Annotated in this window: 10 protein-coding genes; 8 read left to right on the forward strand and 2 right to left on the reverse strand. The window is 68.1% G+C overall.

Going from position 1 to position 12,235, the window contains the following annotated elements:
• Positions 1–29 precede the first annotated feature (29 nt).
• On the forward strand, positions 30–1,475 hold the full coding sequence (locus QSV35_RS05655; protein WP_286287534.1) for a GntP family permease: 1,446 nt from the start codon (positions 30–32) through the stop codon (positions 1,473–1,475).
• Positions 1,475–1,990, forward strand: a complete 516-nt coding sequence (locus QSV35_RS05660) for a gluconokinase (RefSeq protein WP_286287536.1) — start codon at positions 1,475–1,477, stop codon at positions 1,988–1,990. Before QSV35_RS05655 ends, QSV35_RS05660 begins: the two co-directional genes overlap by 1 nt.
• 97 nt (positions 1,991–2,087) lie before the next feature.
• On the opposite strand, the gene QSV35_RS05665 is transcribed toward QSV35_RS05660, so the two are convergent.
• Positions 2,088–3,509, reverse strand: coding sequence for an MFS transporter (locus QSV35_RS05665; RefSeq protein ID WP_286287538.1), 1,422 nt, complete (start codon positions 3,507–3,509; stop codon positions 2,088–2,090).
• Between the two features lie 228 nt (positions 3,510–3,737).
• Here QSV35_RS05665 and QSV35_RS05670 point away from each other — a divergent pair, with 228 nt between their 5' ends.
• Positions 3,738–4,778, forward strand: coding sequence for a LacI family DNA-binding transcriptional regulator (locus QSV35_RS05670; RefSeq protein ID WP_286287540.1), 1,041 nt, complete (start codon positions 3,738–3,740; stop codon positions 4,776–4,778).
• A 24-nt stretch (positions 4,779–4,802) separates the two neighbouring features.
• Here the strand turns inward: QSV35_RS05670 and QSV35_RS05675 are convergent, their stop codons facing one another.
• Positions 4,803–7,016, reverse strand: coding sequence for an alpha-galactosidase (locus tag QSV35_RS05675; protein WP_286287542.1), 2,214 nt, complete (start codon positions 7,014–7,016; stop codon positions 4,803–4,805).
• A 152-nt stretch (positions 7,017–7,168) separates the two neighbouring features.
• Here QSV35_RS05675 and QSV35_RS05680 point away from each other — a divergent pair, with 152 nt between their 5' ends.
• The 5 genes from QSV35_RS05680 (at position 7,169) to QSV35_RS05700 (ending at position 12,138) form a co-directional block, all read left to right on the forward strand.
• Positions 7,169–8,479, forward strand: coding sequence for an ABC transporter substrate-binding protein (locus tag QSV35_RS05680; protein ID WP_286287544.1), 1,311 nt, complete (start codon positions 7,169–7,171; stop codon positions 8,477–8,479).
• A gap of 101 nt (positions 8,480–8,580) precedes the next feature.
• Complete coding sequence (locus tag QSV35_RS05685; RefSeq protein WP_286287546.1) at positions 8,581–9,579, forward strand: carbohydrate ABC transporter permease; 999 nt, start codon at positions 8,581–8,583, stop codon at positions 9,577–9,579.
• Positions 9,576–10,523 carry a carbohydrate ABC transporter permease gene (locus QSV35_RS05690; protein WP_286287547.1) on the forward strand — a complete coding sequence of 316 codons (948 nt, stop codon included), beginning with the start codon at positions 9,576–9,578 and terminating at the stop codon, positions 10,521–10,523. The genes QSV35_RS05685 and QSV35_RS05690 overlap by 4 nt, the downstream gene beginning before the upstream one ends.
• Entirely contained in the window at positions 10,524–11,894 is a 1,371-nt protein-coding gene (locus tag QSV35_RS05695) for a glycoside hydrolase family 32 protein (protein WP_286287549.1), read from the forward strand.
• Between the two features lie 70 nt (positions 11,895–11,964).
• Positions 11,965–12,138, forward strand: coding sequence for a hypothetical protein (locus QSV35_RS05700; RefSeq protein ID WP_286287551.1), 174 nt, complete (start codon positions 11,965–11,967; stop codon positions 12,136–12,138).
• Positions 12,139–12,235 lie beyond the last annotated feature (97 nt).

A 12,235-nucleotide genomic window follows, 5' to 3' on the forward strand; every position in this document is an offset into this window, starting at 1 on the left:
AATACATCTCCGCCAGACCGAGGAAGATCATGGCCATGCAGACACTGACGTCATCCGTCCCCGCGCTGCTCGCGCACGCCGCCGACGCGGCTCCGCCGACGACGACCGCCCCCGAATGGCAGCTCATCCTGGCCGCCGTCCTGGGCATCGCCGTCATCGTCGTGCTCATCACGGCGGTGAAGCTGCATCCGTTCCTGGCCCTCATCCTGGGCTCGTTGACCACGGGCCTCGTGGCCGGGATGACGGCGACCCAGACGATCCTGAGCTTCTCGAACGGCTTCGGTGCGACGATGGGCGGCGTCGGCGTCCTGATCGCGCTCGGCGCGATCTACGGCAAGCTGCTCGCGGACTCGGGCGGCGCCGACCGCATCGTCGACACGCTGATCTCGCGGGCGAGCGTGCAGTCGCTGCCGTGGATCATGGCGCTGGTCGGAGCGCTCATCGGCCTGCCGATGTTCTTCGAGGTGGGCCTCGTCCTCCTCGTGCCGGTCATCATCCTCGTCGCGCGCCGCTCAGGCGTCTCGCTCATCCGCATCGCGATCCCCACCCTCGCGGGTCTCTCCGCGATGCACGGCTTCGTGCCGCCGCACCCGGGCCCGCTGGCGGCGATCGACCTCATCCACGCGAACGTCGGCCTCACGCTGCTGTTCGGCGTGATCGTCGCGATCCCGGCCGTCATCGTCGCGGGACCGCTGTTCTCCAAGCTCGCCGCACGGTGGGTGAAGGTGCCCGTGCCCGACCTCTTCGTCACCGACGAGGACCGCGGTGAGGACGTGTCGGCCAAGCGCCGCCCCTCGTTCGGCGCCGCGCTGTTCAGCATCCTGCTCCCGGTCGCGCTCATGCTCATCGCCGCCGTCGTCGACATCGTCATGCCGACGAGCACGGATCCCGTGAAGCTCGTCATCGACTTCCTCGGCAAGCCCGTGATCGCCCTGCTCGTCGCTGTCATCGTCGGCATGTTCGTGCTCGGTCGCGGCGGTGGGATGACGCGCGGCCAGGTGATGGGCTCCGTGACCGCCGCGCTTCCGCCGATGGCGGGCATCCTCCTCATCGTCGGCGCCGGTGGCGGCTTCAAGCAGGTGCTCGTGGACTCCACGATCGGCTCCGTCATCGCGAAGGCCATCTCGGGCTTCGGCGGCTCGATCGCCATCGTGCTCGCGCTCGCCTGGCTCGTCGCGGTGCTGATCCGCGTCGCGACCGGCTCCGCCACGGTCGCCACGATCACGGCGGCCGGCATCCTCGAGCCGCTCGTGTCCGAGATGCACCTCTCCAGCGGCGCGGCATCCCTCCTGGTGCTCGCGATCGGCGCGGGCTCGCTCTTCCTGTCGCACGTCAACGACGCCGGCTTCTGGCTGATCAAGGAGTACTTCGGCCTCTCGATCGGGCAGACTCTGAAATCGTGGACGATCATGGAGTGCATCATCTCGATCGTCGGCCTCGCGGGCGTCCTGGCGCTGAGCCCGCTGGTGATGTGATGGATGCCGGCAGCCCGTCGGTGCTGGTGGTCATGGGCGTCTCCGGCAGCGGCAAGTCGACCGTCGCGCGTCTGCTCGCCGACCGGCTCGGCTGGGATCTGCAGGAAGGCGACGACCTGCACCCTCGTGCGAATGTCGAGAAGATGGCGGCGGGCATCCCGCTCACCGACGACGACCGCTGGCCGTGGCTCGGACTCGTCGCGGACTGGATCGACGTCCACAGGGCGGAGGGGGAGCACGGGGTCATCACGTGCTCGGCGCTCAAGCGCTCGTACCGCGACCTCCTCGCCCGCCCCGACGTCGCCTTCGTGCACCTCGCGAGCGATCGCAGCGTGCTGTCGGGGCGGCTCGGCACGCGGGCGGGGCACTTCATGCCGGCATCCCTCCTCGACTCGCAGCTCGCGACGCTCGAGCCGCTGCAGCCGGACGAGCGCGGGATCGTCGTGGATGGATCCGGCACGCCGGAGGCCCAGGCGGACGAGGTCGTCGCGCGCCTGGGCCTCGGCCTCGGCTGAGTCGGCGGCGGGGGCGCCCCGCATGCCGCCGACTTGCCACAAATGGTCGCTACGAGCCCGGGCTATCCCGCCTCTTGCGGCAAGTCGACGCGAGGGGTCAGTCGCGCGAGCGGGCAGCCGGCCCCGCGGATAAGCGGGACGCGGGGGCGCGCAGCAGTCCCCAGCCGGCGAGGATGCCCAGCGCAGCCACGATCGCGGCCCCCAGGAATCCGCCTGTGTAGGGCGCCGCCCCGGCGCCTGGTGTCACCGACGCGACGAGCGCGGTCAGGACCGCGAGACCGAGAGCGGAGCCGATCTGGTAGCTCGTGTTGACGAGACCAGAGGCAACGCCGGCCTCCTGCTGCGGGGCCGCCGAGATGGCGGTGCTCAGCGACGGCACGAACGCGAGCGCCATCCCCGAGGCCGCGACCAGAGTCGCCGGAAGCACGTCGACGACATAGCTGCCGTCCGGGCGGGCGAACGCGAGCCAGACCAGGCCCACGGCGAGGAGCACGAAGCCCCATGTCACCATCGCTCGAGTCCCGAAGCGCGCAGCGAGCCGCGGCGAGACCGTCGTCATGCCGACCACGATGAGCGCGGTCATCGGCAGGAGCGCGGCGCCCGCGAGGAACGGCGTCGCGTGGAGGACGTTCTGCAGGTGCAGGTTGAGGAAGAACCACATCGACACCCAGGTCGCACCGAGAAGGAGCTGCGCGACGTTGGCGCCGCCCAGGAGCGGTCGGCGCAGGAGCGACAGCCGCAGCAGCGGCTCGCGCACCCTCCGCTCGATCGCGACGAACGCGATGAGCAGGAGGACGCCCGCGACGAACGGCACGAGGGTCGCGGCGGTGAGCCAGCCGGCCTCCGGCGCGCGGACGATCGCGAAGACGAGCAGGCCGAGCCCGGCGGTCGACGTCACTGCTCCCCAGCCGTCGACCCGGGCGCGGCGGCCGGCGGCCGGCGGCAGCAGGGCGGGAGTGAGCGCGAGCACCAGGGCGGCGAGCGGGACGGTCGCATAGAAGACCCACGGCCACCCGGCCCACTGCGTCAGGACGCCCCCGAGGAACACGCCGACCGAGCCGCCGATGGGCGCCGCGGCGCCGTACACCGCGAACGCCCGCGGAAGCTCGGAAGTGCCGCCGAACATCGTCATCAGCAGCGTGAGCGCAGCGGGGGCGATGAGCGCTGCGCCCGCGCCCTGGATGGCCCGACCGGCGATCTCGATCGGGACGTCGCCTGCGGCGCCGGCGACGACCGATCCGACGAGGAGCACGGCCCACCCGATGGCGAACATGCGGCGGGCGCCGAACACGTCGGCCAGGCGTCCGCCGAGGAGCAGCAGACCGCCGAAGGCGACGACGTACGCGTTGAACACCCACGAGAGTGATTCGGGCGTGAAGCCCAAGGCGAGCTGGATGTCGGGCAGGGCGACGCCGATGATCGACGTGTCCATGATGACCGCGAACTGCGCCGCAGCGATGAGTGTGAGCCCCCACCACCGCCGGCGGACGATCGTGGTGTCTCGGATGGTGGATGTCATGCTTCGGCCTTCCTCGTACGGATACCCCTAGGGGGTATTGTCTCGACAGAGGCAACGGCAATACCCCCAGGGGGTATTCCGCATCCGGTCAGTGCTCGTCATACATGCGGCGCTGTTCGCCTCGCTCGTCCGGTGCGGCGCCATCGAGGAGCCGCCCTCGACTGACGCGACTCGCCGCGGGGCCCGGGGGCTACGATTGGTGAAACGTTTTGGGTGAGAGGACACCGCATGTCGGCCAGACCCGATCCGCGCGTACGCATCGGCATCGCCGATGTCGCCCGAGAGGCCGGAGTCTCGATCACCACCGTGTCCCACGCCTTCAGCGGGCGGGGGCATGTGTCGGAGAGGACGCGTGCGCACGTGCACGATGTCGCCGCGCGGCTGGGATACTCCCCGAACCGCATCGCGAGCGCCTTACGCAGCCGCCGTTCCAACATCGTCGGGTTCGTCTCGGATGACATCGCGACGACGCCTTACGCGGGACGGGTCGTCCTCGGAGCCCAGGATGCGGCGGCCGCGCACGATCAACTGCTCGTCCTCGTCAACTCGAACAACGACGTGACGGTCGAGAGCAAACAGATCGCGGCGCTTGTCGCGCAGCAGGTCGATGCGGTCGTCTACGCGCGGATGTTCCACAGGGAGACGACCGTGCCGCCGGCGCTCGACGGTGTGCCGACTGTTCTCGTGGACACCGTCGATCCGACCGGGATGCATGCATCCGTCGTCCCCGATGAACAGCAGATCGCTCGACTCGCGACCGAGGTCCTGTACGAAGCCGGACATCGCTCGATCGTCCACGTCACCGTGGATGCGCAGGGGCCCGCCGTGAACGGACGGATCGAGGGTTACCGCTCCGCGATGGCGAAGTACGGACTTCAGCCGGTCGTGGTCGAAGGGGGCGACCCCGGCATCGCGGCGACCGGTCGCACGGCTTTCCAGCGACTGTGCAGCGTCTCGGCCGAGCTTCCCACCGCGATCTTCTGCTTCAACGACCAGATGGCCATGGGTGTCTACCAGGCGGCGCAGGCGGTGGGCTTGCGCATCCCGGCCGACATCTCCGTCGTCGGTGTCGACGACTTCGAGCCGGTGTCCGCGGAACTGCTGCCGGGGCTGACCACCGTCGGGCTTCCGCATTACGAGATGGGACGCTGGGCCGTCGAGGCCACTCTCGCCAATCTGAGTGAGGACTCCGCAGCACATGTGTCCGGAATCACGCGGATGCCGGGCGTCCTCGTCACCCGCGAGTCGGTCGCACCGCCGCGGCGCTGAACCCGCGGCGGCGGTGCGGACCGACTACTCGACCGCGCGAACGCGGACGAGTGCGCAGCTGTCCGGATTCAGCGCCGGCACCGAGATGCCGACATCGGCCAGCATCGCCCCGGGCAGAACGACCCCGTCCTGCCACCAGGCCGGTACGACCTTCGGATCCGCCTCGTCCCGCGCTCCGGGGCCGTCGGCGACCACGACGTAGCGCGCATCGCGCCGCAGACCGGGCAGGCGGACCGGGCCGACAGGCCAGGTGACGGGACGATCGCGCAACGTGATCATGAAGAGCGCCTCACCACCATCGGGGCGGACCGCGCCGAGAAGCCACAGAGCGCCGTCGGCGGCGTCACGCCGCACGACGGTTCCCGTGTGGATGAGCTCGCGCACGTCCTTGTAGTACGCGATCCAGGCCGATAGCTCCTCTCGCTCCGCGGTCGAGGCGCTCGACAGGTCCCATTCGATCCCGAAGTGCCCGAACACGGCAGTGGCGGCGCGGAACCGGAGATCGAGACGACGATTGGTCGTGTGGGCGCGATCGGCGCCGACGTGGCTTCCGACGAGCTCAGGCGGGATCAGCTGTGCTGTCCATCGCTGGATCTGCTGACGTTCGCGCGCGTCTATGCAGTCGGAGGCCCATACCCGGTCGGTCCGTTCGAGGATCTCGAGGTCGATGCGAGCGCCGCCGGATGCGCAGGATTCGATCTCCAACCCCGGGTGCGCAGCGCGGATCTCGTCGAGCATCCGGTACACGGCGAGTGTCTGCTCGTGGACCGCGGGCGCGCCCGTTCGGCCGCTTCCTGCCTCGATGAGGTCGCGGTTGTGGTCCCACTTCACGAAGTCGATCCGATACTCGCGCACAAGCGTGGAGATCCGGTCCCTGATGTGCTCGTAGGCGTCGGGATGGGTGAGATCGAGCACCTGCTGGTGCCGTGCCTCGGGAGGCATGCGGCCCGGAAGCCGGAGGATCCATTCCGGATGCGTTCGTGCGAGATCCGAATCCGGATTGACCATCTCCGGCTCGAACCACAGCCCGAACTGCATCTCGTGTGCGCGCACACGAGCCACCAGTTCCCCGAATCGGCCGTCCTGCCACGCCTCCGACAAGGTCCAGTCGCCGAGGCTCGTCGTGTCGTCGCGCCGGGCGCCGAACCACCCGTCATCGAGGACGAAGCGCTCGACTCCGACTTCCGCGGCGAGGTCGACGAGCTCCGAGATCCGATCGAGGTCGTGATCGAAGTAGACCGCCTCCCAGACGTTCATGACGACGGGACGCGGCGCGCGCGGGTGACGGGGTCGCGCGCGCAGGTGGTCGTGGAAGCGCGCGGCCACGCCGTCATGGCCGACACCGTAGGCGGCGTAGATCAGGGGCGATGCGTACCGTTCCCCCGGGGCGAGGCGCACTTCGCCGGGAAGCAGCAGTTCCCCGCCCATGAGCAGGCGCTCGCCCGTGAACGCGCGCTCTGCTGCGACGGCGTGATTTCCACTGAAGGCCACGTGGACGCCCCACGCCTCGCCACGGTCGAAGTCGAGGTCGGAGGATGCGGCGACCAGCAAGGTCGCGGCATCAGCGCCCGGGCGTCCATGCCGGCTTTCGCGCACATGCGCACCCACCGTGAAGGCCGCCGATTGCGGTACGCGCTCCTTGGCCCAGCGACCGGCGAGATCGTGCAGCAGGGTCGCGCGTTCGGGGACCGGTACGGCGAGCCGGATGGCGTCGACGAGATAGGGGGTCTCGCCCACGTTCTGCAGCGAGCACCCGAGCCGCACGATCCCGGAGGGCAGCACCTCGACCGTCAGTTCCAGCTGCACGCCGGCCTCCGCGTCTGCCGCGTGCACGTGCAGACTCCCGCCGTCGGTGCCTCGGTCCTCGAGCCGCAGCTCGCGCGGCATCAGGCGAAGCGACCACGCCGAATCAGCACGGTCGCGCCCGTCGCAGGCGGTGGCGGTGGCGATGGTGTCGCGGTGACCCGCGATGCCGGGTGTGCCGAGCCATCCGGTCCATGACTCGGGAACAAGGGACACGCGCCGGGGCGCATCGACCACATTCGCCGACCGCGGCGGCCGGTTCGCGTGGGCGAGGGCGGCCAGATCCGCACCATGCCGACGACCCGGGTCGGCGCCCCAGTGGATGACGCACGGCAGTGCGTCGGCGGGGGTCTCGAGGACCAGGGCGACGCCGGAGGCAGCCAGATGGATCGTTTCGGGCCACTCTGCGTGGCGATAGACGCGGACCTCTCCCAAGGCCGTTCTCCTCCCGGATGGCGACAGGACCGGCCGTCGAGACGACCGTTACCAATCTGTGATCAAAAACGTTTTGCATCAGAGATGCGAGTCACTACTCTGACAGAAGAAAAACGTTTTGGATACCTTCCAATGGCGAAAGGACAACGAACATGATGCAACGCAAGCGGATGCTCGGGGTGGGCGGTGTCGCGGTCATCGCCGCGGCAGCGTTGGCGGGCTGCTCTGGCAGCTCGGGGAGCGACGCGAATCACACCGTCACGATCATGGGCGCCTTCACCGACGCCCAGGCGAAGGCGTTCCAGGCCGACCTCGACGCCTGGTCCAAGTCGAGCGGCGTGAAGGCGAAGTACTCCGGAAGCACCGACTTCCAGACGGCGATCGTCGCCAAGGCGGCCGCAGGCAACCCGCCGGACATCGCGATCTTCCCGCAGCCGGGCGTGCTCGCCGGCCAGGAGAAGACGCTGTATCCCCTCGAGGATCTCGGCATCGACGTCAAGAGCGTCACCTCTGACGAGGCGAAGGGGCTCGCCGACATCGCAGTCTCAGGCGGCAAGACATATGGCCTGCCCTATTCCATCAACGTGAAGTCCCTCGTCTGGTACAACCCGGCGGCGTTCCAGAAGAACAACCTGACCGTTCCGAAGACGGCCGATGAACTGACCGCTCTCGAGAAGACGATCACGGACAAGGGGCTCGGCTACCCGTGGTGCGTCGGCATCGAGTCCGGCGCGGCAACCGGCTGGCCGGCCACCGACTGGCTCGAGGAGTACGTCCTCCGGGACGCCGGCGCGGACACCTACAAGAAGTGGATCGCCGGCGACGTCAAGTTCTCCGACGCCCCGATCAAGGCGGCCGGACAGAAGGTGCAGTCGATGCTGCTCGCAGCGGGGCAGGTCAACGGCGGTGGCGCGGCCGCAGCGACGACGAGCTTCCAGACCGCGGGCAACCAGCTGTGGGCGGACGGCAAGGACAAGGGGCAGTGCTTCATGATGAAGCAGGGTTCCTTCATCGCCGACTTCTTCCCCGACAACATCAAGGCGCAGATCGCGCAGGGCGACACGTCCCAGGTGAACTTCTTCCAGGTGCCGAGCGCTTCCGGCCAGGCGAACTCGATGGAGGGCGGCGGCGACCTCGTCGGCGCGTACTCGAAGGACTCGAACACGGCGAAGGTCGTCGACTATCTCGTGTCGAAGGAGTTCGGAACGCACGGCTACGCGAGCCAGGCGATCTTCCTCTCGCCGCACAACACGTTCGACTCGACGAAGTACACGTCGGTGCTGCAGAAGAACGCACAGACCCTGCTGAAGAACTCGACCGTGTTCGGCTTCGACGCCTCCGACATGATGCCGGCGCAGGTCGGTTCCGGCACGGAGTGGAAGTTCCTCACGCAGTGGTTCGCCGGGCAGATCACGATGGACAGCGCGTTCCAGCAGATCGACGCCTCGTGGCCGTCGAAGTAGCCCCACCGGATTGATCCGGCTTGTCGAGGGGCGGGCGCACATGAGCCGCCCCTCGACGACACCTCCTTCCACCCCTCACAGCGAAGTCAGGCGGTATGGCGATGGCCTCCATCCTCAGTGCTCTGGTCTCGGTGGTCGCGGGACTCGCGATCACGTTCTTCATCTACTGGCTCCTCAACTGGGCCGTCGAGCGGACGGGTCACAAGTGGAAGACGCGTCTGCTGCCCTACGTCTTCTTCGGCCCGGTGCTGGTGCTGATCGCGTTGTTCCTCGTGTACCCGTCCATTCGGACATTCATCTCGAGCTTCATGACGGTCGGGCAGCGCCGCGGCGAGGGGGACAGTTTCGTCGGCTTCGCCAACTACATCTCGCTGTTCACGAGTCAGGACTTCCTCGGGGTTCTGCTGAACAACCTGCTGTGGGTGCTGTTCGTCCCGATCCTGGCGGTCATCTTCGGATTGCTGATCGCGACGCTCGCGGACCGCGTCGGACCGCGACGGGAGAAGACATTCAAGTCGATCGTGTTCCTGCCGATGGCGATCTCCGCGATCTCCGCGGCCGTTGCATGGCGGTTCATCTACGGCGCAGCGCCGAAGGGCCAACCGCAGATCTACCTGTTGAACGCGATCTACACTGCGCTGACGGGCAACGACCCGGTCCCGTGGCTCACGATCGACGCGGGAAGGCTCAACAGCTTCCTCATCATGGCGATCGTGATCTGGCTGCAGACCGGGTTCGCGATGGTGCTGCTCGGCTCGGCGATCAAGGGCGTCCCGGAGGAGACGATCGAGGCCGCGCGCCTGGACGGAGCCTCTGAGCGCAAGACGTTCTTCTATGTGATCGTGCCGCAGATCCGCGGGACCATCATCGCGGTGTTCATCACCATCCTCATGACGGTGATGAAGCTGTTCGACATCATCTACGCGATGACGGGCGGGCAGTACAACACGAGCGTGCTCGCCGTGGAGTTCTACAACCAGCTGTTCAGCTTCCAGAACCCGGGCAAGGCGGCCGCTGTCGTGGTCGTCCTCATGGTCGCCGTGATCCCGGTGATCATCTACCAGGTCCGCAGCTACAAGGCGCAGGAGGAACTGCGATGAGCACCATGACAGAGAAGATCACCGCCCCCGCCGTGGACACGGAGCGTGTGCGCAAGCGCCGCATCCGGGATGCCTCGGAGGAGAAGCGCCGGCCGCACATCGTCCTCACGATCGTCCTCGGTGTGGTCGCCGTCGCCTGGCTCTTCCCGCTGCTCGGGGTCGTGATCACGAGCTTCCGCACCTCCGACGCGGTGCAGGGACCGAACGCGACCGCGTGGTGGACCGTCTTCACCGACCCGGCGAACGCGGGGTGGACGCTGTCGAGCTATGGACAGGCCGTCGACGCACTGAACCTGCCGACGGCGTTCTTCAACTCGCTCGCGGTCGTGATCCCGGCCACGGTGCTGCCCATCATGTTCGCCGCGATGGCCGCGTATGCGTTCACATTCCTGGATTTCAAGGGCAAGGAGATCTACTTCTCCGTGATCCTGGCGCTGCTGGTCGTGCCGGTCCAGATCGCCATCATCCCGATCCTGCAGTTCTTCGTGCTGGTGAAGAATGTGACCGGCATCCAGGTCATCGGCGAGTTCCCGGCGGCGTGGATCGTGCACGCCGCGTTCGCACTGCCGCTGGCGATCTACATCCTCCGCAACTACATGTCGACGCTGCCGAACTCCCTCATCGAAGCGGCGCGCGTGGACGGTGCGAGCCATTTCACGATCTTCTGGCGGCTCGTCGTGCCGATGTCGGTGCCGGCGCTCGCCTCCTTCGCGATCTTCCAGTTCTTGTGGGTGTGGAACGACTTCCTCGTCGCGTACATCTTCATCGGGACAGGGCCGAACGCCGTGCTGACGCAGGGTCTCTACGACCTCCTCGGGCAGTACGGACAGGGATGGCAGCGGGTCGCTGCCGGATCGATCATCACCGTCGTCGTCCCGCTCGCGATCTTCTTCGCCCTGCAGCGGTACTTCGTCCGTGGCCTCACCGCCGGCTCGGTGAAGTAGATGGCGGGTCGCCCACGAATCCACTTCACCCCTGCGCGGAACTGGATGAACGACCCGAACGGGCTCGTCTTCCACCGCGGCCGATACCACCTGTTCTTCCAGCACAACCCGTTCGGTGCGGACCATGCCCACATGAGCTGGGGTCATGCATCCAGCCCCGATCTCATGGAGTGGACGGAGCATCCCGTCGCGATTCCGTGCGACGAGCACGAAGAGATCTACTCCGGGTCGATCGTGATCGACGAGGAGAACACGAGCGGGTTCGGGCACTCCGCGCTCGTCGCCGTCTACACCTCGCACACCGCCGAGCGAGAAGCCCAGTCGCTCGCCTACAGCGTCGACGACGGCATGACCTGGACGAAGTACGCCGGCAACCCGGTGCTCGATCGCGGATCGCAGAACTTCCGTGATCCGAAGGTCTTCCGTTATGCGGGGGATGCCGGCGACTACTGGGTCATGTCTGCGGTCGAGGCCACCGAGCACCGGGTCGTCCTGTATCGCTCGGACGATCTCCGGACGTGGACCTTCCTCTCGTCGTACGGGCCCGCCGGCGCCGTCGGCGGGGTGTGGGAATGCCCGGACCTCTTCCCGCTCCTCGTCGACGGCGACCCCGAGGACGTCCGGTGGGTGCTTCTCATCAGCCTCAACCCCGGCGGGATCGCGGGCGGATCCGGCACGCAGTACGTCGTGGGCCGGTTCGACGGCGTGACGTTCACGCCCGATCGGCCCGTTCCCGACGACCTCGCGTCCGTCGATTGGCTCGACTACGGGCGCGACTGCTACGCGGGCGTGACGTTCAGCGGCCTGCCCGTGGAGGAGCGCACGCTCATCGCGTGGATGGGGAACTGGGACTACGCGCGTGGGGAGGTCCCCACCTCGCCGTGGCGTGGTGCGATGACCGTCCCGCGGCGCCTGAGCCTCGTGACGTCCGGCGGTCGTCCACGCCTGCGGTCGCTACCGGTGCTGCCAGTCGGCCGGGCGGTGGATGCGGACGGCGCGCTGCCCGTGGCCGCACGGATCGACCTGCGGGCGCGGATCGACGACGGTGGGTCGGTCGTCCTCACGATCGCAGGCGACGAGGGTCGCGCGTCGATCGTGTGCACCCCCGACGCGATGTCCCTCGACCGGACGGCCGCCGGGACGTTCGCCCCTCTCTTTCCCGGCGTAGAGTCGGCGCGCCTCTCCGCCCCGGACGATGTCATGGAGTTGACGATCCTGGTCGACGCCTACTCGGTGGAGGTCTTCGCCCAGTCCGGGGTCGCAGCGCTCACGGATCTCGTCTTCGTCGGGGATCGCCGCGGCATCGACGTCGCGATCGTCGACGCGGTCGTGGAGAGCCTCGAGGTGAGTGATCTCGGAGGCGTCGCGTGACGCGCGTCGCGGTCATCGGCGAGGCGCTCGTCGACATCATCCACGGTGTCGCGTATCCGGAGATGCGTTCATGTCGGGCCTGCTCGCCGCGATCGCGGAAGAGGCCGGGGCCGCGGAGGTCGTCGCCGGCGGAACTCCGATCCACGGGTGGGCGCATGCGCTGCAAGTCGCCCTCGAAAGTGCGGCGATCACCGTGTCGCGGCCCGGTGCAGATCCGCCGACACGCGCCGAATTGCGGCTGTGACACTGACCGGCCCACGGGACGGTCGAGCGCGGACCTGCGCCATCGAGGAAGACCTGCGTCGTCGGGGACGGCCGCCGGGTAGGCGACCGTCCCCTCT

It is taken from the genome of Microbacterium candidum (assembly GCF_030315975.1).
Lineage (GTDB): Bacteria > Actinomycetota > Actinomycetes > Actinomycetales > Microbacteriaceae > Microbacterium > Microbacterium candidum.